Genomic DNA, 24,406 nt, shown 5'->3' with positions numbered 1-24,406 from the left:
CGCCGGGACATGCGTGCGCCTAGCATCGGTTCCCGCATGAACACGATGACGCTCTGGCACATATCCATCTGGGAGTTCGCCGCGCTCGCCGCCGCGGCCCTGCTCGTCGGCTTCTCGAAGACCGCCGTGAGCGGCGCCAACACGGTCAGCCTGGCGATCTTCGCCGCCGTGCTGCCCGCCCGCGCCTCGACCGGCGTGCTCCTGCCGCTCCTCATCGTCGGGGACGTGCTCGCCGTGCTCACCTACCGGCGGCACGCCCACTGGCCCACGCTGTGGCGGCTGTTCCCGGCGGTCGCCGCGGGCGTCGTGTTCGGCACGCTGTTCCTGGTGTGGGCCGACGACGGGATGGTACGGACCTCCATCGGCGCGATCCTGCTGCTGATGGCGGCGGTGACGATGTGGCGCCGCCGGGCCGCCGCCCAGAACGAGGAACCCGACTCGGTCTCGACCCGGGCCGGCCGGGTCAAGGCCCGTTCGTACGGCGTCCTCGGCGGCTTCACCACGATGGTCGCCAACGCGGGCGGCCCGGTGATGTCGATGTACCTCCTGTCGGCCGGCTTCCGCAAACTCGGCTTCCTGGGCACCTCGGCCTTCTTCTTCCTGATCGTGAACGTCTCCAAGGTGCCCTTCAGCGTGGGCCTGGGGCTCATCGACTGGCATTCGCTGCTCCTGGACGCGGCACTCGCGATCTTCGTCGTACCGGGGGCGTTCCTCGGGAAGTGGGCCGTGCACCGCATCAACCAGATCCTGTTCGAGCGGCTGGTCATCGCGGCTACGGTGGTGGGCGGGGTGCAGCTCCTGCTGCGCTGACCACCTCGTAGGCTCGACGCCATGTCCCCCCACGTCCTGGTCCTCGGCGGCACCACCGAGGCACGCCGACTCGCCGCCGAACTGGCGGCGCGACCCGGTGTCCGCGTGACGACCTCCCTGGCGGGACGCGTCTCCCGGCCGGGGGCACTTGACGGGGACGTCCGCGTCGGGGGCTTCGGCGGGGCGGACGGGCTGGCGCGGTGGCTGCGCGAGCACCGGGTGGACGCCGTGGTCGACGCCACCCACCCCTTCGCCGCCGCCATCACGGCGAACGCGGCGCGCGCCGCCGCGGCCACGGGAATCCCGGCCGTGGTGCTGCGCCGCCCCGGCTGGACGCCCGGCCCCGACGACCGCTGGCACTGGGTCGGCTCCCTCGCCGAAGCCGCCGCGCTCCTCCCGTCCCTGGGCCGCCGTGTCTTTCTCACCACGGGCCGCCTGGGCCTTGCGGCCTTCGCCCACCTCTCCGCGCTCCACTTCCTCGTCCGTACGGTGGAGCCCCCCGAGCCGCCGATGCCCCAGGACATGGAAGTGCTGCTCACCCGGGGCCCCTTCACACCGGACGACGAGCTGGCCCTGCTGCGCGCACACCGGGTCGACGTGCTGGTGACCAAGGACAGTGGAGGAGAGGCGACAGCCGCCAAACTGACCGCCGCACGCGACCTCGCCCTCCCCGTGGTCGTCGTACGCCGCCCCCCGCTCCCGGCGGACGTGACCACCGCGCCGGACGTGCCGTCGGCCCTGGCCCTGCTGGATCTCGGCCCTCGATGACGGAGGGACCGGTCAGCTCGCCTCGCCGGACGCCACTTCCCGGGTCCGGTCGGTGGGGCGGCCCGCCTGACCGGTGCCGCTAGCCGCGCGGATGTCTGCGCAGCAGATACGTGTCCATGATCCAGCCCTTGCGATCCCGTGCCTCGGCCCGCAGCCGCTCGATGCGCGGGGCCGTCTCGGCGATCGGACCGGAGGCCAGGATCTCGTCGGGCGTACCGATGTAGGCGCCCCAGTAGATGTCGATGTCCTCGTCGGCGTACTGCCGGAAGGTCTGATGGGCGTCGAGCATCACGACCACGTCGTCCACACCCTCGGGGAAGCCCTCCGCGAGCCGCCGCCCGGTGGTGATCTGGACGGGACGTGCCACCCGGTTCAGCCCGGTCCGATGACGGGCGACCAGCGCGGAGACGCTGCTGATGCCGGGCACGACCTCGTACGTGAACGCCACCGCGCCCCGCTCCAGGATCTCCTCCAGGATCCCGAGGGTGCTGTCGTACAGCGCGGGATCCCCCCAGACCAGGAACGCGCCGCTCTCGTCCTCGCCCAGCTCCTGCGTGATCAGCCGCTGGTAGATGTCGGCGCGGGCACTGCGCCAGTCCCCGACGGCGGGGGAGTAGGCGGCGCCCCCGGCGGCCCGGTCGCGGTCCGGGTCACGCGCCTCGACCAGGCGGTAGGACCCCTCCGGTATGTGCGCGTCGAGGATGTCACGGCGCAGCTGGACGAGGTCCGACTTCACCTCGCCCTTGTCCAGGATGAAGAACACGTCCGTGCTCCTCAGCGCCTTGACCGCCTGCAAGGTGAGCTGGTCGGGGTCGCCCGCGCCGATGCCGATGACATGAATCTTTCGCACACCCCGAGTCTGCCGCACGCCACTGACAGCGGACGCACCGCACCCGGGTGACGCCGCGCACCGCACGCCGATCGGCGCCGCCGCCCCCGTCAGTCCCGGCGCCCCCGCAGCCGTGGTGCCCAGGCCACCGCGCTGACCGCGGTGCCCTCGCGCTCCACGACCGTCGCCAGCTCGCGTGCCCAGGAGGCGAGTTCGGTGAGGTCCAGCTCATGCGGACGGGCCCGGCCTGCCGCGCCCGTCGCCCACTCCTCGACCGCCCCGGCCCCGCGCCGCAGCAGCCGGGCACCTCCCGTCGTGTTCCCACGGGCCGCGTGGGTGAGCCCCACCGCGAGCTGCGCCAGCCCTCGCCAGAGCGTGCGCTCACCCTCGGGGCCCGACTTCCAGGCGTCCTCGAAGACCTCGTGCGCGTGGAACGGCTTCCCCGCGTCCAACAGCGCCTGCGCCTCGGTGACCGTCTCCTCGGGGCTGCGGACGACGCCCTCCGGCTGCCGCTCCACGCCGTCGGCGCCGTACGGCAGCGGCCGTCCCAGTCCGTCCCGTGGCCGGGCGTTCCGCGCCCGCCCCGTCGTGTCCCGATCCCGCCCGTCGTCCCGCCGACCTCCGGATGTTGCGTTCATGCCCCGATTGTCGCGCGCCCCGCGCCCCCTTCGGAGCAGCCCCCGACGTGGGGTAAAGTTCTGTTCGCACGATCACGCGGAACACCGTGGGTGAACGCACCGGGACGTGGCGCAGCTTGGTAGCGCACTTGACTGGGGGTCAAGGGGTCGCAGGTTCAAATCCTGTCGTCCCGACTTTTGAAGTCGCGGGTCAGAGGCTGTATCGGACATATCGATACGGCCTCTTCCTCGTTTCCGGGGGCCGACCCGGGGCTCAGCGGTAGTACGAGGCGACGGCCGGCTGGCCGGTGTAGTTCGGGCCGGCGTGCGGGTCGGCGCCGAGGTAGGCGAAGGGCAGCGTGACGGGGCGGCCGCCCCGCAGGCTGAGACGGTGGTGGCGGGCCGAGTACTGGAAGCCGGCGGCCCGCAGTGCCGCCAGGACCCGGCGGGACGCGTCGCTGCCGTCCGGGCGCCGCAGCGTCGAGGGATCGAGATGGGCGACCAGCAGACCGGTGCCGGTGAGCCAGGAGGCGGCCCGCTCCAGCAGGGCGAGCCGGTCGCCGATGTAGTGCAGTCCGTGGACACAGGTGATGAGGTCGTAGCGGCGGCCCGGCGACCACCGGCCGAGGTCCGCGGTCACGAGTTCGAGGCCGTCGGGCAGTGCCGTCCGCAGCAGTGGGCCGACCAGGTCCACGCCCGTGATGACGGCCTGGGGGAGTCGCCGCGCCGCCTCGCGGAGGGCGAGTCCCTCTCCGCTGCACAGGTCCAGCCAGGACGGGGCGGGTCCGTGGTCGTTCAGGAACTCGGCGGGGGAGAAGCCGAGTTCGCGGGCGTAGCTGTTGACGCCTGCCAGGACGCGTGCGCGGTTCATGGTGCTGTTGGCCACCACGGCGTGGCCGGTCAGCTCGTCGTCCTCGACCAACTCGGGTGGCGATGGGGCTGTTGTCGGCGAAGTACCGTCGATCATCGCCCCATTGTGCGACAGGTCGGACGCGCCGTGGGGCCGCGCGGACGGATGCGTCGGCTTCGGACTCCGGGCCACCGGCGCGTTCCAGCCCGTCGTGGCCGGACGTTTCGAGCGTCGTCGAAAGAAGTTCCGCCGCCGGGCGTCGACCCGGCAGGGTGGGCCAGGGCGTGACGGGGTGGGCCGCACGGTCCGGCCCGGGAACACGCCCGGACTCCACCACGGGGAAGGACCGTATGACCATGAGGATGAGGACCAAGGCGTTCGCCACGGCGGGGGTCGGCGCGCTGGCCACCGGACTGCTGCTGACCGGCGCGGCCGGGGCGCAGGCCGCGGCGGCGGGACTGCCGTACGCCGTCACGCCGTATGTGAACGTCAACGTCCGCTCCGGGCCCTCGACCACCACCGGCATCACCGGGCACGTCACCGCCGGGCAGCCGCGCGGCGCCTCCTGCTGGACCCACGGCGAGACCATCCGCGACAACGGCTACGTCAACGACGTCTGGGTGCGACTGGCCGAAGGCTATGTGAGCGCCGTCTACCTCAAGGGTGACCAGTACGGCGGGCTTCCGGCCTCCGCCACCTGCTGACCGACCCACACGCGGTGCCCGACCCCGACCCGGGGTCGGGCACCGCGTCGTGTTCCGGTCACCGCCGACCGCTCGAGGTGCCGAAGGATCTCCCACCGGGTAGAGATCGTGTGGGGCCTCGGGTATGGAGTCGCGGATCAGCATGATGGTGGGATGCCACAGGGCGCGGACCCTGCGAGCGGAGGCGTCGGCGTGCGGGAGCACGGCGCCGCCGGTCTCCCGGTTCCCGGCCACCGCGCCGAACCGGACGCTCGGCCCCGTCGGTTCGGGCGGCCGCCGTGGCACGTGTCATGTCCCCGACCGTCTCCGTCCGCCGGGCCGTCACTCCGGGCCCCGTCCGCCGCCTTCGTCGCGTGCCGACGGTATCCTGCGCCACACGACCCGGAGTGCCCCATGAACACACCCTCACTCGCGGTGCGCGACCGCATCCTGACCCTGCCGCCCACGGAACTTCCCGCTTATGTGTACGACTTGGCGGCACTGCGCGCACACGCCGCGTCGGTGCGGGCCGCGCTGCCCGAGTGCGTCGAGCTGTACTACGCGACCCAGGCCAACCGGGAGCCGGAGATCCTGACCGCACTCGCCCCGTACGTCGACGGCTACAAGGTCTCCGTCGCCGGCGAACTGGACCAGGTCGCCCGGGCGGCGCCGGACCACCCACTGGCCTTCGGCGGCCAGGACAAGACCCCGACGGAGCTCCTGGACGCGCTGGAGCGGGGCGTGACCCGCTTCCTCGTGGAGAGCGAGTACGAGCTGTACATGCTGGCCGGACTGGCCCAGCGGCACGCTCCGGACGGCCGGGTGGCGGTCCTGCCGCGCTTCGACCTCCCGGTGGCCGACCATCTGCTCGCCGACGGCGGCCGTGGCCGCAGGACCTCCGGCCTCGCCCCGGCACAGGCGGACACGATCGTCGGCCTACTCACCGGCGGCAGTTACCCGAACCTCGAACTGCGCGGCGTCTACGCCCACTTGGCCACCGGCCTGCACGCCCCCGAACACCTCGCGGTGGCCGAGAGTGTCGTCGCCTGGACGGTGGAACTCGCCGCGCGTCACGGCCTGCGCCTCAGCGAGGTGAACGTCGGGGGCGGCATGGCGGTGGACTACGAGCACCCCGAGCGTCGTTTCGACTGGCAGTCGTACGGCGAGGGACTCGCCCGACTCGTCGCCGCGCACCCGGAACTGACGCTGAGTATCGAGCCCGGTCGCGCGCTGACCGCGTACTGCGGCTGGTACGCGAGCGAGGTGCTGGACGTCGAGCACGGCGCGAGCGAGGACTTCGCCGTCGTCCGCGGTGGCGGGGTGAACCTGCGCACGTCGGCGTCCAGGAGGCCCGACCAGCCGTGGCCCGACCAGCCCTGGTCCGTACTCGAGGTGGACGTGTGGCCCTACTCCTGGCCGCGGCCCGTGGTACGCCGTGAACGGGTCACGCTCACCGGCCAGTTGAGCACCTCCAGGGACGTCCTGGTCCGGGACGTCCGGGCGCCGGGGCTGCGGGCCGGCGACCGTGTGGTGTTCTCCCTCGCGGGTGCCTACACCTCGTCCGTGCCCCACCGGGCGTTCGCCAGGTTTCCTGAGCCCGGCTTCCACTTCGTGGACCCGGGCACCGACGGCGACCAGTCCCGATAGCACCACGAGGAGCGGCATGACAGACGAACCGAACCGTCCGACGACCGCCGATGCCACGGCAGAGGCCACGACCGACTTCACGCACGGCATCACCGACGCCGTCGTCGACAGCCTGCGGAGCACGGCCGATCCGCGGCTGCGTGAACTGCTCGGCGCGCTCACCCGTCATCTGCACGACTTCGTGCGCGAGACGGAGCCGACGATGGCGGAATGGGAACGCGCGATCGGATTCCTCACCGCGACCGGGCAACAGTGCACCGACACCCGCCAGGAGTTCATCCTGCTGTCGGACGTGCTCGGCGTGTCCATGCTCGTGGAGACGCTGGGCGGCCACCGCGGCCCGAGTGCCACCGAGTCGACGGTCCTCGGCCCGTTCCACCTGACCAGATCGCCGATCCGCGCACTCGGCGCGAACATCGACCTGGTGGGCAGGGGCGAGCCGTGCGTGGTCAGCGGCCGGGTACTGGGCAAGGGCGGCACCCCGCTGCCGGGCGCGGTGCTCGACGTGTGGCAGGCCGACTCCGAGGGCTACTACGACGTACAGCAGCCGGACGTCCAGCCGGCCGGCAACGGGCGGGGACTGTTCACCGCCGACGCCGAAGGCCGCTTCTGGTTCCGCACCTGCGTACCGAGCCCGTACCCGATCCCCACCGACGGCCCGGTCGGCGAACTGCTGCGCGCCACGGCCCGGCACCCCTACCGCCCGGCCCACATCCACTTCATCGCCTCGGCCGAGGGCCACGCCCCGGTCACCACACACATCTTCGTCGAGGGCAGCGACTACCTGGACTCCGACGCGGTGTTCGCCGTCAAGAAGAGCCTGGTCCAGGACTTCACAGAGACCGACGACCCGTCCCTGGCGCGGGAGTTCGGCGTCCCGAACCCCTTCCGCCACGCCCGCTTCGACCTCGTACTGGAACCGGAATGAGCACCATGGCCGACAGGAACACCCCGCTCGACTTCTCCTACGAGACCCGGCCCGCGCGGATCGTCTTCCGGCCCGGCGCCGCGGTCTCCGCGACCCCCGACGAGGCCGCCAGGCTCGGGCTGCGCAGGGTGCTGGTGGTCTGCGGCAGCAGGGGCGAGGGCATGGCACGCGCGGTCGCGGACGCCCTGGGCGAGGCCTGCGCGGGGCTGCACGCCGAGGCCCGGATGCACGTACCCGTCGAGGTCGCCGACCGGGCCGTCGAGGCGGCGCGCGCGGCCGGCGCCGACGGGTGTGTCGCGGTCGGCGGCGGCTCGGCGATCGGCCTGGGCAAGGCGATCGCGCTGCGCACCGGTCTGCCCCTGATCGCCGTGCCCTCCACCTACTCCGGCTCCGAGATGACCCCGGTCTGGGGACTCACCGAGCACGGCGCCAAGCGCACCGGACGCGACTTCGCCGTCCAGCCCCGCAGCGTCGTCTACGACCCCGAACTCACCCTCTCGCTCCCCGTCCCCCTCACCGTCACCAGCGGCGTCAACGCGCTCGCCCACGCCGTCGAGGCCCTCTACGCGCCCGACGCCTCGCCCCTCGTCTCGCTCATGGCCGAGGAGGGCGTACGGGCGATGACGCGGGCCCTGCCGCTGGTGGCCGCCGACCCCGGTGACCTCGACGCGCGCGGCCGGGCCCTGTACGGCGCCTGGCTCTGCGGCGCCTGTCTCGGCGCCACCACCATGGGCCTGCACCACAAGCTGTGCCACGTCCTCGGCGGGACCTTCGGCCTGCCGCACGCCGAGACGCACACGGTCGTCCTCCCGTACGCCCTCGCCTACAACGCGCCCGCCGCACCCCAGGCTGTCGCGGCGCTCTCGCGCGCCCTGGGCGGCGCCGACGACGTCCCCCACGCCCTGTGGGCCCTGGCCGGAAGCCTCGGCGCGCCCCGGGGCCTCGCCGAACTCGGCCTCAAGGAGACCGACCTGGCGGTGGCCGCCGAGCAGGCAGGCGGACAGCCGTACCCGAACCCGCGCGGGGTCACCGTGGACGGTGTACTGGCGCTGCTGACCGCGGCGTACCAGGGCAAGGAGCCGCGCGTCGACGCGTAGCCGCGGGGGCGTACGGCCCGCGCGGACCCCTCCCGCTGGGGCAGACCGCGCCCGCCGGGCTATCCTGACCGCCGAACCGGACACGGGGTGCCCCGCACGAGGGCTGAGATCACACCCGTCGAACCTGAACCAGTTAGGACTGGCGGAGGGATGTCTCATGTCGTTGCCGTATGCCCGTAACGCTCGCGGTGAGGTGGCCGTCGGAGGCCCGCAGGGCGTATTCGACGGGCGGATGCCCACCGCCCCGGGGGATCTGCACGTCGAGGCGCGCGGAATCGCCCCGGTCCCGGAGGACCACCGCTACGGCGGCCCCGGCCGCCTGTTCACCGTGTGGTTCGCCCCCAACCTGACCATGACCGGCGTGTTCACCGGCACCGTCGGCATCGCGCTCGGCCTGGACTTCTCCACCGCGCTCGCCGCCGTCGTGCTGGGCACCCTCCTGGGGGCGGTACCGACCGCCTACCTCGGCACCTGGGGGAGCCGGACCGGCGCCGGACAGCTGCCGCTCGCGCGCCTCGCGTTCGGCCGGGCGGTGGTCGTCCCCGGCGCCCTGCAGTGGCTCTCGTCCATCGCCTGGGACGCGCTGATCGGCCTCTTCGGAGGGGATGCGCTGGCCCAGCTGTGCGGCTGGCCGTTCTGGCTGGGCGTGCTCGTCATGATGGCGGCGCAGGGGGCGCTCGGCGTCCTCGGCTACGAGGTGATCCACCGGCTCCAGACCGTGATGACCTTCGCTCTCGCCGCCGCGTTCGTGGCCCTGACCGTCAAGCTCCTGAGCGGCGCCCACACCACCCCCGCCGCCACCGCGCACGGCGCCGACCGGGCCGGGGCCTTCGTCCTGACCTGCACGATCGCGCTCAGCCTCGCGCTGTCATGGGCCCCGTACGCGAGCGACTTCAGCCGCTATCTGCCGCGTACGGCGTCCCGCCCGCGCATGTTCTGGTACACCTTGGCCGGCATCGCCGTGTCCTTCGTGGCCGTCCAGGCCCTCGGACTGTGGGGCGCGGCCGTCTTCACCGACCAGACCGCCCGCGGCGTCGACACCCTGCTCGGCGGCGGCGCCCTCGGCGCGTTCGGCCTGCTGGCCGTGGGGCTCGCCGCGCTGAGCAGCAACGCCATGAACGACTACAGCGGCTCGCTCGCCCTGCAGACCATGGGTGTACGGCTGCCGCGCCCGGCCGCCGCCGCGCTGGCCGCCGTCCTCGGCTTCCCGCTCGTGCTGTGGATGCACGCCGCCGACACCACGGCCCGCTTCCAGAACGTCCTGCTGTTCGTCGGCTACTGGATTCCCGGGTTCGTCGCGATCGTCGTCGTCGACTGGCTCGCCCGGGCCAGGGCCCGCGGCGGCGCACCCGTCGACCTGGCCGTCGAGAGCGCCCGCCCGCGCCCGTGGTGGCCCGCGCTCGTGGCGTTCGCCGCCGCCTTCGCCGCCGCGGTGCCCTTCATGAGCACCAGCCTGTACGTCGGCCCGGTCGCGCATGCCCTGCACGGCGCCGACACCGCCTACGGCGTGGCGTTCCTCGCGGCCCTGCTGGTCTACGCCCCGCTGCGCCTGCGCCGCTGACCCCGCCCCCTCTCACCCCCTTCGTACGGAGTGACACCCACCATGCCCGCGAACACGCCGACCACCCCGCCCCGTGTCCTGACCATCGCCGGATCGGACTCCGGGGGCGGCGCCGGTATCCAGGCCGACCTGAAGACCATGCTCGCGCTGGGCGCGCACGGGATGAGCGTGCTCACCGCCGTCACCGCGCAGAACTCCCTCGGCGTACAGGGAGCCTGGGAGCTTCCCGCCGAGGCGGTGCGTGCGCAGTACCGCAGCGTCGTGGACGACATCGGTGTGCAGGCCGTGAAGACCGGCATGCTCGCCTCGCCCCTGCTCGTCGAGACCGTCGCCGAACTGCTCTCGGACGTCGGCGCACCCGTGGTGGTGGACCCGGTGAGCGTCTCCAAGCACGGCGACCGGCTGCTGGCGGACGACGCGCTGGACGCCGTACGGACCGCCCTGCTGCCGCTCGCGACGGTTGCCACCCCGAATCTCGACGAGACCGCCGAGCTGACCGGGATCAAGGCCACCGGCGAGCGCGACATGTGCCGGGCCGCGGAACAGCTGCTGTCGTACGGGCCCCGCTGGGTCCTGGTGAAGGGCGGCCACCTGCCCGGCGAGGCCGTCGACCTGCTGACCGACGGCACCGGACAACACTGGTTCCGGGCCCCACGCCACGACAACCGTCATACGCACGGCACCGGTTGCACCCTGGCCTCGGCCATCGCGGTGGGGCTGGCGCAGGGGCGGGCGGTGCCGGAGGCGGTGCGGCTGGCGAAGGAGTACGTCACCGGCGCGATCGCCGCGGGATTCGCCCTGGGCGCGGGCCTCGGACCGGTCGACCACGGCTGGCGCACGCGCGCCTGAACGCCGCGGATCCGTCCGCACGGCGGACGAGGCCGCCGTCCCGCGCGGCGGCCGAAGGGGAACCCGGACGTCAGTCGGTCGGCGTGATCGTTGTCTTCAGGAAGTCCGCCAAGGCCGTGGTGGGTCGGCCGAGCAGGCGGCTCAGCGTGGGGTCGACCGGCGTGAACTGTCCCTGCCGGCTCGCGGCGAACAGGCCGAGGAGCAGATCGGCGCCGGCCTCGGGCAGACCGCGGGCGAGCAGGCTCGCGCGGTAGTCGGCGTCGGAGACGACCACCCGACGCACTTCGCGGCCCGTGAGCCGCGTGGCGATCGCCGCGATGTCGGCCAGGTCGAGCGCCTCGGGGCCGGTGAGCGCGGGTGTCGTCCCGTGGAGGCTGTCACCGGTGAGCGCGAGCGCCGCCGCCTCGGCGAGGTCGGCGTGGGCCGTCCAGGCGACCGGTCCGTCCTCCGGCGCGGCCAGTTCGCCCGTCTCGAGCGCGTGGCCCAACAGCATCGCGGCGGAGGAGGCGTAGAAGCCGTTGCGCAGTGAGGTGAAGGGGATCCTGGACTCCCGGAGTGCCGCCTCGGTCGCGGCGTGGTCGCGCATCGGAGCGAAGGGAGAGGACGGGTCCGAGCCCATGTGGCTGGTGTAGAGGATGCGCTCGGCTCCGGCTGCCGCCGCGGCCTCGACGGCGGTGCGGTGGTGGTGTACGGCGTCCGCGCCGGTGCTGTTCGTCGACACGACGAGGACCTGCCGGGCGCCCTCGAAGGCGTCCGCGAGGCTCACGGGGTCGCCGAAGTCGCCCCGGCGGACGCGCACGCCCCGGTCTTCGAGCTCTCGTGCCTTCTCCGGGTCGCGCACACTGACGCCGATCCGCTCGGAGGGGACGCGCTCCAGCAGCCGCTCGGTGATCAGCCGACCGAGTCCGCCGTTGGCTCCGGTGACGATGATCATGACAACCTCTTCCTGTTTCCATCGATAACGCCATGACCGTATCACTGGAAATTCTCATCGGTAACGGGATTCTGTTATCGTCGGAATCATGGAGAGTGAGGACGTCACCACGGCGGACGGGCACCGTGAACGCATCGTCGCGGCTGCCGCCCGGCTGTTGGCCGAAGGCGGGCCGGACGCGGTCTCGACCCGGGCGGTGAGCGCCGCGGCGGGCGTGCAGCCGCCGACCATCTACCGGCTCTTCGGCGACAAAGAGGGCCTGCTCGACGCGGTCGTCGCCGACGGCTTCACCGCGTACCTGACCAGCAAGACCGCCCGGAAGCCCACCGACGACCCGGTCGAGGACCTTCGCGCCGGCTGGGATCTGCACGTGGGCCTCGGCCTGGCCAACCCGGCGCTGTACACCCTGATGTACGGCCGGTACCGCCCTGGTACGCCCTCGCCCGCGGCGCTCGCCGCCTTCGAGGTCCTCGCCGAGCACATGCGGCGCATCGCCGAGGCGGGCCGGCTGCGCGTCCCCGAGGACCGCGCCGCGGACCTCGTCCACGCGGCCGGCTGCGGTACGACGCTCACGCTCATCGCCACCCCCGAGGACCGCCGGGATCCGGAGCTGTCCCGCACCGCCCGTGAGGCAGTCATCGCGGCGATCGCCACGGACGCCCCTGTCGCGCCCGCACCCGGGCCCGTCGCGGCCGCCGTCACCCTCCGGGCCGTACTCCCGCAGACCGACGCCCTGACGGCGCCGGAACGCGGCCTCATGCAGGAGTGGCTCAACCGAATCGCCGATCCGGGCTGAGGGCGGCTCGGGCTGAGAGCGGTTCGATCTGAGGCCGGTTCGACCTTCGACCTTCGACCTTCGACCTTCGACCTTCGACCTGAGGCCGGTTCGGCTGGGTGGGGGCGGCCGCCCCCGTGCCTACGCGGAATCGGGTACGACGGCCCACCGCATCCGAGTACGCGTACTCACGATCGATTTCCTTGCCTCGCGCAGGCTGGTCGCACAAGCCGTCCAGAGGGAGCCATCGTGCGTATGACAAGCCGAGTTCACCGACCGTCGTCCGTGATCAGCAGAGGTCCGGCGCGGTCCGCCCTGGGCCTCGCGCTGGCCTGCGTGACCCTCGCGATGCTGACCGGCTGCTCCGCCGAGGACGCGAGCTGCGGCGGTGGCGAGTACCCGGTCATGACGGTGGGCGGCACCGGCAGCGCCTGCGTGTCCAGCGGCGACGAGCCGCCGAAGGGGTACGTCCGCTACCCCGAAGGGAAAGTCCCCGAGCACGTCGGCGACAAGTGGGACACCTACTGGAGCACCCACACCATCGACGAGAACGGCAAGATCATCAAGGCTCCCGACGCCGGAGTGTGACCACCGGCCGCACAGCGATGCCTTTCGAAGGCGCGAGCGGTACACACCGATGGCCCAAGCCGAACGACTGTCCCTGCGGATGATCTGCTGTCCGGATGCTCTGGCGGAAGTCGTCGCAGCAGCCAGGTCCGGGAAGGCATCGCGAACGAGGGGATGGTCCTGTTCCGTGCGGGGAGGGCCCGTGCGGGGAGGGCACCGCGGCCGCCAACCGGCGCCGAGTACGGCCGTCTGTCCCTGAACGTCACACGAGGGACGCGTGGCCGTGCGCTGGAAATCGAACACGTGCTTGAATTCGGGTATGACGTACCCACACTTCCAGGGCCGGGATGCAGGCCGGGACCGGAGAGGCGAGGCTGGATCCATGTCCGAACCGTTGCCTGTCATCGTGGCTCCGCCGAGTGACACCGGTGGCCGCCGAGTCCGAGTGCACGGCGAGAACCTCGGGTTGGCCTACAACCTGGAGGACCTGTCCGAATTCCTGCGACGCGCGGGTCTCGACGTGGACCCCGTGACCGCGGCGGTGTCCCCCCTCATCGACTGGCGCGGTGTGGGCCCGGAGTACTGGGGGCCCGAGACCCGCGGATGAGGGCAGCGCCCCTGTGGCCGTCCCCTGTGGCCGCGCCGCGCGGGCGTCCGCTCGTGCAGCCGTCGTGCGTCCGTCCGGCGGCGCTCGGCGGTGCCGTTGATCGTGCGTCCTGTCGTGCCGCTCGGTGACGGTACGACGGGAGCGTGACCGACCCGTTCGCGCCACCCCCGGAGACGGGGTCCACCACTGTCATGCGGGTCGGCGGCGGTGGACCAAGGAGTCGGCCGCGGGCTTCTGCGCGGCCACCGCCGCCTTCGTGGTCGTGCAGGCCCTGGTCTTCGAACCCGTCGGCCGGTTGCTTCCTGGCTACGCGCACCGTGTCACCACCCTGGCGGCAATCCCGGCCGCGACGCTCGCCCACCCACTCGCCACCCGTTGGCTCACACGCCTGCCCTCGTCGGCTCCGCCGAAGTGACGTCCGGGGCGTCGCCGTATCCTCGCGGCGCCGTCGAGGAGGACGTGCGGGGTGGGGCCGATTCGGTGCTGGCCGGTCGGTCGGAGGGAAGCACTCGCCACGCCGATTCCTCGCGCGCCCCATGTCCCGGCAGCCGGGCGGGGAGCCGACGCCCAACTCCGCCGAGAAGGTGAAGCCGGCCGGCGTCCCGTTGGACCCCCATGCATGATGCGCCGTCAAATAACCCAGTGCTCGGGTGAGTTGATGGGGTTATTGACGCCTCTCGACGCGTGATCGTGGCGTACATCACCCTGGGGGGGTGGAAACGTGAAGCAGGGCTTCACGTCTTCATGGCATGCTCACATCTAGTTACTCGCTGGTAATCACATGTCACCCCCACCCCCCTCAGGACTGATCTTGCGCATCCGCAAGCGGCCCTCGCGCGCCCTCGTGCCCGCGCTCGCCGCCTCCGCCCTCTTCCTCGCCGCCGGCTGCTCCGCGGACCCCGGCCAGAGCTCCGCCGCCGCACGGACCCCGGACGCCGGCACATCCGCGACCGCGACCGCGAACAGCGACCAACCGCTCGCTGTCGCCGCTGCCCCCGCGGCGGCGGCCACCTCGACCGCCGTCGCGCGCCCCGGTACGGCCGGCGGGAAGGCTCGCAAGACCTCGCTCAAGGTGAAGTCGTACGACAGCCACACCCGACGAGCCGTCATATCCACGGTAGCCAAGGGGACTTCATCGCCGTCCCCGACCGGGACCCCGACCCCCGCGGGCACCGCGACGCCGGGCCGCACGGCCGTCGGCGACGTCATCGCCAGTGCCCCCGCGCCCGGCGCCCCGGAGGGACTCCTCGCCAAGGTCACCAAGGTGATCGGTGAGACGGCCGACGGCACCGAGGTCCAGACCGCGCCGACGACCCTGGACACGCTGCTGGGCGACGACGACGCGAAGGGCGCCGTCCCGGTCGACCCGGCCTCCTTCGACGTCGAGCGGCTGCTGCCCGACGTGAAGGTCTCCTGGGCGAAGACGGGCGACATCCACTCCGGTCCCGAGGGGACGAAGGTCCCGCTCGGCAGCCTGCGGGTCGATGTCGCGACAAAGGTCGCCACGGCCGAGCGCGCACCGGCCTCGGCGGACGCGTCTGTGTCCGGTTTCGTCCAGGTCAAGCCCGAGGTGGACTTCTCCTACGGGGGCGGCGCCTCCACCGCCTCGACCGCCTCCAACGGTTCCAACGTTTCCGGACCGGGGGCGGCCTACCTCGGCGTTTCCGGCGACTGGACCTCGCAGTGGGCGCTCAAGGGGCGCGCCGGCGCCACCGCCAAGCCGGTCCGGCTGCCGTTCGCGAAGCTGCACGCCGACCCGGTCCTCCAGGTCGGCCCCGTCCCCGTGGTCGTGAACCTCGACCTGACCTGCTATTTCGAGATCAGCGGTGACGGCCGGGTCACCGTCGACGTCGAACAGGACCTCAAGGGCGACTTCAAGGCGGGTGGTACCTTCGGCACGGCGGCCGGCTGGACACCGGTCAACGAGTCCCACATGGACAGCTCTCCGGTCCGTACGTCCGTCACGACCGCCGGAAGCGTGAAGGCGGCCCTCGGCGCACAGGCCACCGTCGGCCTGTACGGCGCCGTGGGGGTCACCGCCGACCTGGCCCCGTACCTGCGCGGTGAGGCCGCGGGCACGGTCACCGCGACCACCCCGGTCGGCTCCGGAGCCAAGTCCGACGTCGCGGCGAGTGGCTCCTGGGCCCTCTACGGCGGCCTCGATCTGAGCGGCACCCTCCAGATCCAGCTGGCCGTCTTCGGCACCCCCGTCATCCAGCACGCCATCCCCCTGGGCACACTGCACCGGGAGTGGAAGCTCGCCGACGGCAAGATGTAGGTCCGGCGAACACGGCTCGCGCCGCGCCGTGACCAGCCCCCCGCACCCGCCGTGCCTCCACGTGTGCGGGCCCGCCCCCTCACGTGCGGTAGTGTTTACCTGCACGATCACGCGAAACACCGCGGGTGAACGCACCGGGACGTGGCGCAGCTTGGTAGCGCACTTGACTGGGGGTCAAGGGGTCGCAGGTTCAAATCCTGTCGTCCCGACGGTGCGAAGGGTCTTCGCAGGCGAGAGCCTGCGGGGGCCCTTTTCGCGTGGAACTGTCTTGCGCCCCGATGTGGATCCACGCCGGTTTTTCGCCACCGTCGTTTGTCACACGAGCCTGCCCCGCCCTGTCTATGTGATGTCGACCAACAGGCAGAGGGAATCATGCGTGAGATTGTGATCATCGGTGGCGGCTACGCGGGCTTCTACGCGGCATGGGGCCTGGAGAAGAGGTTGCGTGCGGGTGAGGCGCGGGTGACGGTTGTCGATCCCCGTCCCTACATGACCTATCAGCCCTTTCTGCCGGAGGTGACGGCCGGATCGGTCGAGGCGCGTCATGCCGCGGTGTCCTTGCGTCGGCATCTGCGCCACACCCGGCTGATCGCGGGGAGCGCGATCGAGATCCGTGACGCAGACCGGAGGGTCGTCGTCCGACCTGTGAACGGAGCCGACTACGAACTGAGTTACGACACCCTCGTGATCACCGCCGGCGCCGTGACCCGCACCTTCCCCATCCCCGGGCTTGCGCAGCAGGCGATCGGCCTGAAGCACGTGGAGGAGGCGGTGGCCATCCGTGATCGCCTCATGACGGCATTCGATCAAGCAGCGTCACTGCCGCCCGGCGCCGAGCGGCGGAGGCTGCTCACCGTCACCTTCGTGGGCGGCGGGTTCTCCGGCGTCGAAGGCTTCGGTGAACTGCTGTCTCTGGCGACCGCGATGCTCAAGTCATATCCGGAGCTGAGCATCGACGACCTGTCCTTCCACTTGGTCGAGGCTCGCGGCCGCATCCTCCCCGAGGTTGGCGACAAGCCCGGTGCGTGGGTGGTGCGCTCCCTGGAACGCCGTAGGGCGCACGTCCACCTGAACACACAGCTCCTCTCCGCCGCAGACGGGCACGTCGTGCTCTCCAACGGAGAGGAGTTCGACTCGGCGCTGATCGTCTGGGCTGCCGGCAACGCCTCGAATCCCACCGTGCACAACCACACCGATCTCCCGGTCGACGAGAGGGGCCTGCTCGTGGTCCGGCCCGACCTTCGAGTCGGCACCGACAGCGAGCCGGTGGCGGATGTGTGGGCGGCCGGTGACGACGCGGCCGTGCCGGATCTGGCCTCGTCTGTGCCGGACGCTCGCACGGTACCGAACGCCCAGCATGCCGTGCGGCAGGGCAGGCTCCTTGCCAAGAACATCGTGGCCGACCTGCGCGGGCGAAGGATCCGAAACTACCGCCACAGCAGTCTCGGAGTGGTGGCGACACTGGGGCTGGGGCAGGGCGTCTTCCAGTACAAGAGCCTTGTCATCAAGGGATTTCCCGCCTGGCTGATGCACCGGGGCTATCACGTCCTGGCCGTGCCTTCCTGGGAGCGCAAGATCCGGGTTCTCACGGTCTGGCTCACCGCGGCCGTGTTCGGGCGGGATCTTGTCTCCCTCGCCTCCGTGCAGCACCCCCGGGACGCGTTCGTCACGAGCGCGAATCCGGAGCGTTCCGGCGAGAGCCGGGCGAGTGACAACGCGGCTGTGTGATCGACAACAGGCCGGCGGCTTCACCGAATGCCGTCGGCTCCCGACGGCGGATGTCACAGACGGACGAGCTGTCCCGTCCATGGGAGAGGCCGCCGGCACAGAGGACCTCTGGAGGTACACCATGGACGCGAGCAAGGAGGCCGCACGCGGCCTGAACGACATCGAAGACTTCCTGTACAAGGAGGCGCATCTCGAAGCGGCACATCGGCGCGTGGCGGATTTCACCGCGCGAACGGCGGGGCTGACCGATGGGCAGAAGAGGGATATCGAGCGGTGGTATCTCGAAGAGCAGAACTACGTTGCCGGCATGGTGACCGATCACATCGCCGCTCGCATCAGCCGGGTGGAAGGTCAGCATCACATCCGCTTCGGCCGATGGCTGCGGGGAACGCTGATAGCGATGGTCCTGACCACCGCGGCACTGATCATGGTGTGCGTCGCCGTGATCTTGGGGACGTCGGGCTGACCCACCGTGTGCTCGACTTGCTCGGCATGCGACCGGCTCACTCGACCAGCCACCGCCACCCTGTGCTCTGACCGGCGGGATACCGCTCAGGAACGCGGGACGCGGTAGAGGCCTCGGCCGGTTCGCTGGACGCGGTAGGTGCCGACAAGGCGATCGAGTGTGCTGCGGACCGCGTTGATGCTCCCGCTGTCGGTGTCACGGCCGAGAGCCGCGGCGACATCGCGGGCCCGCACGTCGCTGTCGCCGACTTCGGCGAAGTACTCCATGATCTGTTCGGTGAGCTTGCCGTACTGCTTCGGCCCCTCTGCGTCCGTGCCGGTATCGGCGGAAACGGGATGTTCCGTGGTCTTGCCGCTCCTGGCCTTCCGGGCCGTGGGTGTTGCGGAGGGGGTTGCGGCGTCCGTGGATCCGGGGGAGGTGACGGCTGCCCGCGGGGCAGCCGGGGCAGGCAACAGCGACTCAAAGGCGCTGAGGGTCCGCCGCACCGAGCCGAGATGCGCCACGATCGCGGCCAATTCCCTTTCCAGCGCCTCCTTCTGAAGCTCCAGGCGGGCCAGTTCCCCTTGAAGGCTCTCAGCGGTGCTCTCGATGTCCTGCGCCGCGTGGGCTACGGAGACCATGCGTTCCTCTCATCCTCAACCTTCGACATCATAGGCGGCTCGATCACACGGTTGTGTCAGGGACCGCGAAACACCGTGTGTCCACCGGAGGTCGGCTCCTCCGACATCAGTCGGCCGGTATTTCTCCGCCAGTCCTGTCACAGGGACGGACCCACCTCGGTCTATGACAGTGGACAGCCGCAAGCGGAGGAACGGAGACCGAGGATCATGCAGGACGAGCCGTCCCCCACGGCAAGTGACCTTGACGAGGCTGTTTCGGTCTTTGTGCAGCACAGGGCACGACTCTTCGGTATCGCCTACCGCGTACTCGGCAGCGCGGCCGAGGCTGAGGACGTGGTCCAGGAAGTGTGGCTGCGCTGGCAGCGGACCGAGCGCTCCGGCGTGGTCAGCCCGGTGGCCTTCCTGTCGAGCACCGCGACCCGACTGGCCATCAACGTCGCGCAGTCGGCGCGCGTACGGCGGGAGACGTACATCGGACCGTGGCTGCCGGAGCCCATCGACACGAGCGCGGACCCGGAGGTGGGCGCGCAGCGCGCCGAGGCCCTGGAACTGGCTCTGCTGCTGGTGTTGGAGAGGCTGAGCCCCACCGAGCGTGCCGCATACGTACTGCGCGAGGCATTCGACTACAGCTATGCCGAGATCGCTCGCATGCTTCAGCTCAGCCTCGTCAATGTACGGAAGATCGTGAGCCGTGCCCGCAAACATCTGTCGGACGAGCGGCGCACGAGCGTGGACACGGTCGAGCACCGGCGCCTTCTGACCGCCTTCGTCTCAGCGGCTCGAACGGGGGACGTGGCGTCACTGGAAGCCCTGCTCACCCCCGATGCCGTCAGCCTGTCGGACGGCAACGGGGTCCGGGGCGCCGCTCGTATTCCCGTGCTGGGCCGTGCCCGCGTGGCCAATCTGGCGACCGCGTATCCGCGGTTCTGGGGGAGTGTGGGCGTCGAGTTCGTTGCTGCCAACGGCCGTATGGGCGCGATGATCTACCGAGATGGCGAGCCTTCCACGTTCATGACCATAGCGGCGGACAGGGAAGGCATCTACAAGGTGATGTGGTTGTTCAACCCACAGAAGATCGCCGCGTTCCTCACTTCACGGTCCCGGTCCACGACCGCCCTCAGGCCCGCGCCGAGTGGCGCGTGAGGCTCCCGCGCACCGGCCTGGTCAACGCCCGCAACTTGCCCCCTGCCGTCGAAGAACGCCGTGACGTCCGGACACAACAGCGACAACTCGGCGGCGTGTCACACACGCGCCGGTTGCCCGGTCTTATGTAGCAGCGTCCGGTACCTCTCTTCACGTACTCGGAGGTGTTTTTTCCCATGACCGCTGAACAAGGAGGCTCACCGTGTATTGGCGTGAACGGGCAGCTTGCCTACGTGCGGACCCTGATCTGTTCTTCCCCGTAGGAAACAGCGGCCCGGCGCTCGTACAGATCGACGAGGCCAAGGCCGTCTGTGGCCGTTGTCCTGTCGCGCAGCAGTGTCTCAACTGGGCCTTGGAGGCGGGACAGGTGGACGGCATCTGGGGTGGCATGACGGAGAGCGAACGCCGGGCCGTGAGCCGACGCAAGGTCCGTCGGACGAAGGACACGGTCGTCACGGCGGCATGACAGGGGCGGACCGAAGCGGCTCTTTCGGACAGTTCAAGGAATGGGGGGTGGGGGTGTGGGTGGCTCGAGTCAGGAAAACGAAGTGCGACCACGGCACAACGGCGAGCGGATAGCGGAATGGGCTGATGGGCGTCTGGGTCTCTACAGCCTGGCGAGGGCAAAGGCGCGAAGAGCGTTTCCGGACCACTGGTCCTTCATGCTGGGGGAGATCAGCCTCTACAGCTTCGTCATCATCATCGTCACCGGCGTATATCTGACGCTGTTCTTCCACCCGTCCATGAACGCGGTGGAGTACAACGGCAGTTACTCACCACTGCGCGGTCACATGGTGTCGGAGGCGTTCGATTCGACGATGCGCATCTCCTTCGATGTCCGTGGCGGCCTCCTGATTCGGCAGGCCCACCACTGGGCCGCGCTGGTCTTTGTCGCCGCCATGCTCGTCCATATGATGCGCGTGTTCTTCACCGGTGCCTTCCGCAAGCCTCGCGAACTCAACTGGATCTTCGGTTTCCTGCTGCTGATCCTCGGGATGTTCGGTGGTCTGACGGGGTACGACCTTCCGGATGACCTGTTGTCCGGGACCGGACTCGCGGTCGTGAACGGAACGATCCTTTCCATCCCGATCGTTGGAACCTACCTCTCCATGTTCCTTTTCGGAGGCGAGTTCCCGGGGGAGGATCTGGTGGCGCGCTTCAACACGATCCACGTGCTGCTCATACCCGCCCTCATGGTGGGACTGCTTACTGCTCACCTGATCCTGGCCCTCCGCCACAGGCACACGCAGTATCCAGGTCCGGGGCGGAGCAACCAGAACGTCGTGGGTCTGCCGTTCAAGGTGCGTGCCGTGAAGTCCGCAGGATTCTTCTGCCTGGTCGCCGGCGTCATCTTCACCATGGCGGCGGTCGCACAGATCAACCCCGTCTGGCGGTACGGCCCCTACCGGGCCGACCAGGTTTCGGCCGGATCGCAGCCCGACTGGTACATGGGCGTTGCGGACGGACTACTGCGGGTCATGCCCGGCTGGGAAATAGCTTTCTGGGGTCACACCCTGGCCTTGGACAACCTGATCCCGCTGTTGGCGGGCGTTGGTCTCTTCCTCGCCATGGGCGTGTACCCGTTCGTCGAGGCCTGGGTGACCGGTGACGACCGCGCGCAGCACCTTCTCGACAGACCGCGCAACCGCCCGGTGCGAACGGCACTCGGTGTCTCATGGATCAGTTTCTATCTGGTGGCTCTGGTCGGCGCTGCGAACGACATCATCGCCATCCGCTTCCATGTGTCGGTCGAATCAGTGACGTGGGCCGTGCGCGTCAGCCTTTTCATCGTGCCTCCCGCGGCCTATGTCATCACGAAGCGGTGGGCACTCGGCCTGCAGCGGCAAGACCGGGACAAAGTGCTGCACGGCCGTGAGACCGGCATCATCAAGCGCTTGCCGAACGGCGCATTCATCGAGGTGCACGAGCCGCTCGGCCAAGACCGGCTCCACGTTCTCACACAGCACGAGCAATACCGGGCGATCGATGCCGATCCCGCGGCCAACGGAGCAGGCCCGGACGGCGGATTCCGCTGTGCGCGCCGCCTGCGTGCCGTGCTCAGCCGGAACTTCTACGGCGAGGGCACGCAGATCACCAAGCCGACCGCGCGTGAGTACCAGGAGATCACCAGCAGACACCAGCGCTGATACGCGTACAGGTGGGGCGGGGCCTTGCATCGTGACACATACCACCGTGTGTGTCACACGTACAAAAGGTGTCTTGTCGTGCCCTGCAGGCGGCGCCCGTGGAAAAGCCCGACGTGGACGAGAAGCCGTGGCCCGGTACCCCGTCGCCATCGAGCAGGCGTACGCGACCGCTCGCTGGATCACCGCGAAGGGTGCGGAGGAAGGGCTTGACGCCTCCCGTCCGGCCGTCGCGGGCGATTCCGTCGCCAGGACACCGAGAGCTACCGGGAGTTCGCGAACGGGCCCTGCCACACGGCCAAGGCGATGGCCTGGTTCTGGGACCGCCACACCACCGATCCCGCCCAGCGGGCGGAGGCCACCGCCCCGCCGCTGCGGTCGCGCCTGGAAGAGTTGCGGCCCGCAAGCTGACCCAGGCCGGCGTTCCCCCCACGCGTATCCGCGACTGAGAGTTCTTTCGAGGCAGAGGTTTCCGACCGGGATTCGGGAGGCACTTCGGCAGCGCCCTGAAGGGGCGCGGGGAAACGCGCGACCAGCCACGAGGGCGCCGCAGACGATCGACGGCACATCCCGGCACGTCCAGCGGAGCGTCTAGGCGGCGTCTGTCCGCTCCAGCCGGACAGCGGAGACGTCGAGCGTCAGCTTCACCTTGTCGCTGATCAGGACCCCGCCTCCGGCCAGCGCCGTGTTCCAGTCCAGTCCCCAGTCGGAACGTCGCAAAGTGGCCGTGCCCTCGAAGCCGACACGGTCGAGTCCGTCGGGGCCCCGGCTCGCTCCGGCGAATTCGAGGTCGATGAGAACGGGGAGTTCGAGGTCCTTGATGCGAAGGTGTCCGGCCATACGGAACCGGTCGTCGCCGGCGTCGCGGACTTCGGCGGAGCGGAAGCTCATGAGGGGGAAGGACGCCGAGTCGAGGAATTCCGGGCCGGTGACATGGGCGTCCCGCTCCGGAGATCCCGTCTCCAGACTGCCGGTCTGGACGCTGAGGTAAGCCTCGGACCGGGTGGGACGGCGCCCGTCCAGCTTGAGGAGCCCCTCGAAGGCAGTGAATCTCGCCCGCACGTTGGTGATCATGGCGTGTCGGACGGAAAGACCGATCGTGCTGTGGACCGGGTCGATGGTGTAGAGACCGGTCAGCTTTTCATGGGGCGCGAGACCGGGAGCGGCGAATTCCCCGCGACTCAACATGGCGATTCGGCTCCTTCATGTATGCATCTCGGACAGGGGTTGATTCCGGCACACTGCGGCCCTGCAACGGAATCCAAGAACTCCGCTCGAGTGAAATGTTGCCCGTCGTGAACGCAGAAGCCGGGCTCGTGCCCCGTGGCCGGAGAAAAGAGGTGGCCCCCGTCTGCTGACAGGGGCCACCCGCGGGACTTACTGCTGCTGTGCGAGCCAGTCGGTGAAACGGGTTTCGGCGATGTGCGCGTCAGGACCCGGCAGAAGCGTGGACTCCTTCAGCTCGACACCCCAGTACGTCGCCTGCGCGTCCGTGACCACCGTGCGGGGGTCGCTCTTGGCGTCGAGCCCCGTGCGGATGAACTCGTCGAGCTGGAACGCCTCGGGGCCCGCGACCTCCACCACGCCGTTGACCGGAGCGCCGACGGCGGTGCGGCCGACGGCAGCGGCCACGTCGCCGGAGTAGATGGGCTGGATCTTGCCGGGGGAAAGACGCACGGTGTCGCCGTCGGTGGCCGAGTCGGCGATCCCCTTCGCGAACTCGAAGAACTGCGTGGCGTGGACGATGGAGTAGGGGGTGCCTGACGCCTTGATCAGCTCCTCCTGGGCCTGCTTGGCGCGGAAGTAGCCGCTGTCCTGGAGACGCTCGGTGCCGACCACGGACAGCGCCACGTGGTGCTGCACGCCGGCGTCGGCCTCCGCCTTCAGGAGGTTGGCCGTGGAGGTACGGAAGAAGGTCATGACGGCCTCGTCCTCGAAGGAGGGGGAGTTGGACACGTCGACGACGACCGTCGCGCCCTCCAGGACCTCGGCCAGGCCTTCGCCCGTCAGGGTGTTGACACCGGTGTTGGGCGCGGCCGCGACCGCGTCGTGCCCGTACTCGTTCAGCTTGCCGACCAGCTGCGAGCCGATGAGCCCGGTTCCACCGATCACTACGACCTTCATGACGGATCCTCTCGGGAGTTTTCCTGGTGCGGCGCGCACCTTGTGACGAGCTGCTCACCGGCACCCGAACAAATTTCGTCTATATAGGAAGAGACCGGACAGTGGCTCTCTTTGTGACAGCTGGTTCGGAGGAATCGAGAAGATTCCTCCTGCCGGCCCCTCAGTGGCCCGGCGGGACCGGGCAGGTCATTCGGCGAGCTTTCCGTCGGTCGAGACCTCCTCCATCAGCGTGGAGATCTCGTCCGGGATGCCAGGAATGGTTTCGCGGGTGATGCCCGTCGTGGGTGACCACACGAGATTGACCCGCAGGGCGGGATCCTGTTCGGGGTAGTCGCTGCGGTTGTGGCAGCCACGTGTCTCACGACGTTCCAGAGCCGTTTC

The 24,406-nt window shown here is 70.3% G+C and carries 25 protein-coding genes, 2 tRNA genes, 2 pseudogenes and 1 riboswitch; of the genes and pseudogenes, 21 read left to right on the top strand and 8 right to left on the bottom strand.

Annotation, left to right across the window (positions count from 1 at the left end; genetic code table 11):
• Window positions 1–36 precede the first annotated feature (36 nt).
• Together ACZ7M2_RS45835 and ACZ7M2_RS45830 are read left to right on the top strand one after the other, a co-directional pair.
• A complete protein-coding gene (locus ACZ7M2_RS45835; RefSeq protein ID WP_352051194.1) occupies window positions 37–810 on the top strand; it encodes a sulfite exporter TauE/SafE family protein in 774 nt (257 codons plus the stop codon).
• A gap of 21 nt (window positions 811–831) precedes the next feature.
• Entirely contained in the window at window positions 832–1,578 is a 747-nt protein-coding gene (locus ACZ7M2_RS45830; protein WP_471600338.1) for a cobalt-precorrin-6A reductase, read from the top strand.
• Between the two features lie 79 nt (window positions 1,579–1,657).
• Here ACZ7M2_RS45830 and cobF read toward each other — a convergent pair whose 3' ends face one another.
• Window positions 1,658–2,428 (bottom strand): precorrin-6A synthase (deacetylating), encoded by a 771-nt coding sequence (gene cobF, locus ACZ7M2_RS45825; protein WP_352051196.1) that lies wholly within the window; start codon window positions 2,426–2,428, stop codon window positions 1,658–1,660.
• Window positions 2,429–2,517: 89 nt separating this feature from the next.
• Window positions 2,518–3,045 (bottom strand): DUF309 domain-containing protein, encoded by a 528-nt coding sequence (locus ACZ7M2_RS45820; RefSeq protein ID WP_471600337.1) that lies wholly within the window; start codon window positions 3,043–3,045, stop codon window positions 2,518–2,520.
• Between the two features lie 100 nt (window positions 3,046–3,145).
• Between ACZ7M2_RS45820 and ACZ7M2_RS45815 the strand changes: the two genes are divergently transcribed.
• Window positions 3,146–3,219 (top strand) — tRNA-Pro (locus ACZ7M2_RS45815).
• A gap of 79 nt (window positions 3,220–3,298) precedes the next feature.
• Here ACZ7M2_RS45815 and ACZ7M2_RS45810 read toward each other — a convergent pair.
• Entirely contained in the window at window positions 3,299–3,991 is a 693-nt protein-coding gene (locus tag ACZ7M2_RS45810; protein WP_471600336.1) for a class I SAM-dependent methyltransferase, read from the bottom strand.
• A 239-nt stretch (window positions 3,992–4,230) separates the two neighbouring features.
• On the opposite strand from ACZ7M2_RS45810, the gene ACZ7M2_RS45805 reads away from it, so the two are divergent.
• The 6 genes from ACZ7M2_RS45805 (at window position 4,231) to thiD (ending at window position 10,639) form a co-directional block, all read left to right on the top strand.
• Entirely contained in the window at window positions 4,231–4,578 is a 348-nt protein-coding gene (locus ACZ7M2_RS45805; RefSeq protein ID WP_352051199.1) for an SH3 domain-containing protein, read from the top strand.
• A gap of 393 nt (window positions 4,579–4,971) precedes the next feature.
• The gene (locus ACZ7M2_RS45800) at window positions 4,972–6,204 is read left to right on the top strand and encodes a type III PLP-dependent enzyme domain-containing protein (protein WP_471600335.1); all 1,233 of its coding nucleotides are present in this window, start codon (window positions 4,972–4,974) and stop codon (window positions 6,202–6,204) included.
• 16 nt (window positions 6,205–6,220) lie between these two features.
• Complete coding sequence (locus ACZ7M2_RS45795) at window positions 6,221–7,132, top strand: intradiol ring-cleavage dioxygenase (protein WP_471600334.1); 912 nt, start codon at window positions 6,221–6,223, stop codon at window positions 7,130–7,132.
• Between the two features lie 5 nt (window positions 7,133–7,137).
• Window positions 7,138–8,229: a maleylacetate reductase gene (locus tag ACZ7M2_RS45790; protein WP_471600333.1), complete on the top strand. Its 1,092-nt coding sequence runs from the start codon at window positions 7,138–7,140 to the stop codon at window positions 8,227–8,229.
• 73 nt (window positions 8,230–8,302) lie between these two features.
• Window positions 8,303–8,397, top strand: a riboswitch (TPP riboswitch).
• Window positions 8,387–9,790, top strand: coding sequence for a purine-cytosine permease family protein (locus ACZ7M2_RS45785; RefSeq protein ID WP_471600332.1), 1,404 nt, complete (start codon window positions 8,387–8,389; stop codon window positions 9,788–9,790). Its footprint overlaps the riboswitch before it by 11 nt.
• A 42-nt stretch (window positions 9,791–9,832) precedes the next feature.
• Window positions 9,833–10,639: a bifunctional hydroxymethylpyrimidine kinase/phosphomethylpyrimidine kinase gene (thiD, locus tag ACZ7M2_RS45780; protein ID WP_471600331.1), complete on the top strand. Its 807-nt coding sequence runs from the start codon at window positions 9,833–9,835 to the stop codon at window positions 10,637–10,639.
• A 70-nt stretch (window positions 10,640–10,709) separates the two neighbouring features.
• Here the strand turns inward: thiD and ACZ7M2_RS45775 are convergent, their stop codons facing one another.
• Window positions 10,710–11,573: an NAD(P)H-binding protein gene (locus ACZ7M2_RS45775; protein WP_471600330.1), complete on the bottom strand. Its 864-nt coding sequence runs from the start codon at window positions 11,571–11,573 to the stop codon at window positions 10,710–10,712.
• 88 nt (window positions 11,574–11,661) lie between these two features.
• Here ACZ7M2_RS45775 and ACZ7M2_RS45770 point away from each other — a divergent pair, with 88 nt between their 5' ends.
• The 8 genes from ACZ7M2_RS45770 (at window position 11,662) to ACZ7M2_RS45735 (ending at window position 17,994) form a co-directional block, all read left to right on the top strand.
• The gene (locus ACZ7M2_RS45770; RefSeq protein ID WP_471600329.1) at window positions 11,662–12,369 is read left to right on the top strand and encodes a TetR/AcrR family transcriptional regulator; all 708 of its coding nucleotides are present in this window, start codon (window positions 11,662–11,664) and stop codon (window positions 12,367–12,369) included.
• 234 nt (window positions 12,370–12,603) lie between these two features.
• On the top strand, window positions 12,604–12,936 hold the full coding sequence (locus tag ACZ7M2_RS45765; RefSeq protein WP_471600328.1) for an SCO0607 family lipoprotein: 333 nt from the start codon (window positions 12,604–12,606) through the stop codon (window positions 12,934–12,936).
• 361 nt (window positions 12,937–13,297) lie between these two features.
• Entirely contained in the window at window positions 13,298–13,522 is a 225-nt protein-coding gene (locus ACZ7M2_RS45760) for a hypothetical protein (RefSeq protein ID WP_075030296.1), read from the top strand.
• Between the two features lie 124 nt (window positions 13,523–13,646).
• Window positions 13,647–13,937, top strand: coding sequence for a hypothetical protein (locus ACZ7M2_RS45755; protein WP_471600327.1), 291 nt, complete (start codon window positions 13,647–13,649; stop codon window positions 13,935–13,937).
• A 402-nt stretch (window positions 13,938–14,339) separates the two neighbouring features.
• Window positions 14,340–15,800, top strand: a complete 1,461-nt coding sequence (locus ACZ7M2_RS45750) for a hypothetical protein (RefSeq protein WP_471600419.1) — start codon at window positions 14,340–14,342, stop codon at window positions 15,798–15,800.
• 135 nt (window positions 15,801–15,935) lie between these two features.
• Window positions 15,936–16,009, top strand: a tRNA-Pro gene (locus tag ACZ7M2_RS45745).
• Between the two features lie 163 nt (window positions 16,010–16,172).
• Entirely contained in the window at window positions 16,173–17,528 is a 1,356-nt protein-coding gene (locus ACZ7M2_RS45740) for an NAD(P)/FAD-dependent oxidoreductase (protein WP_471600326.1), read from the top strand.
• A 121-nt stretch (window positions 17,529–17,649) separates the two neighbouring features.
• Window positions 17,650–17,994 carry a hypothetical protein gene (locus tag ACZ7M2_RS45735; protein ID WP_471600325.1) on the top strand — a complete coding sequence of 115 codons (345 nt, stop codon included), beginning with the start codon at window positions 17,650–17,652 and terminating at the stop codon, window positions 17,992–17,994.
• A gap of 86 nt (window positions 17,995–18,080) precedes the next feature.
• Here ACZ7M2_RS45735 and ACZ7M2_RS45730 read toward each other — a convergent pair whose 3' ends face one another.
• Complete coding sequence (locus ACZ7M2_RS45730) at window positions 18,081–18,614, bottom strand: hypothetical protein (protein WP_471600324.1); 534 nt, start codon at window positions 18,612–18,614, stop codon at window positions 18,081–18,083.
• Between the two features lie 207 nt (window positions 18,615–18,821).
• On the opposite strand from ACZ7M2_RS45730, the gene ACZ7M2_RS45725 reads away from it, so the two are divergent.
• The 4 genes and pseudogenes from ACZ7M2_RS45725 to ACZ7M2_RS45710 all read left to right on the top strand — a co-directional run.
• Complete coding sequence (locus ACZ7M2_RS45725) at window positions 18,822–19,757, top strand: RNA polymerase sigma-70 factor (RefSeq protein ID WP_471600323.1); 936 nt, start codon at window positions 18,822–18,824, stop codon at window positions 19,755–19,757.
• A gap of 202 nt (window positions 19,758–19,959) precedes the next feature.
• Window positions 19,960–20,223, top strand: a complete 264-nt coding sequence (locus ACZ7M2_RS45720) for a WhiB family transcriptional regulator (protein WP_471600322.1) — start codon at window positions 19,960–19,962, stop codon at window positions 20,221–20,223.
• 40 nt (window positions 20,224–20,263) lie between these two features.
• A complete protein-coding gene (gene qcrB, locus ACZ7M2_RS45715; protein WP_471600321.1) occupies window positions 20,264–21,904 on the top strand; it encodes a cytochrome bc1 complex cytochrome b subunit in 1,641 nt (546 codons plus the stop codon).
• 118 nt (window positions 21,905–22,022) lie between these two features.
• Window positions 22,023–22,300: pseudogene (locus tag ACZ7M2_RS45710) on the top strand (alpha/beta hydrolase fold domain-containing protein); the annotation flags it as partial.
• A gap of 192 nt (window positions 22,301–22,492) precedes the next feature.
• Here the strand turns inward: ACZ7M2_RS45710 and ACZ7M2_RS45705 are convergent.
• From ACZ7M2_RS45705 to ACZ7M2_RS45695, 3 genes and pseudogenes are all read right to left on the bottom strand, one after another.
• Entirely contained in the window at window positions 22,493–23,089 is a 597-nt protein-coding gene (locus tag ACZ7M2_RS45705; protein WP_471600320.1) for a YceI family protein, read from the bottom strand.
• A gap of 189 nt (window positions 23,090–23,278) precedes the next feature.
• Entirely contained in the window at window positions 23,279–24,025 is a 747-nt protein-coding gene (locus ACZ7M2_RS45700; RefSeq protein WP_471600319.1) for an SDR family oxidoreductase, read from the bottom strand.
• A gap of 186 nt (window positions 24,026–24,211) precedes the next feature.
• A pseudogene (locus ACZ7M2_RS45695) lies at window positions 24,212–24,406 on the bottom strand (succinate dehydrogenase); the annotation flags it as partial.

This window comes from Streptomyces sp. NPDC111507, assembly GCF_055638955.1.
The sequence above is the reverse complement of the archived record's forward strand: the minus strand, read 5'-3'. Positions and strand labels throughout refer to the sequence as shown.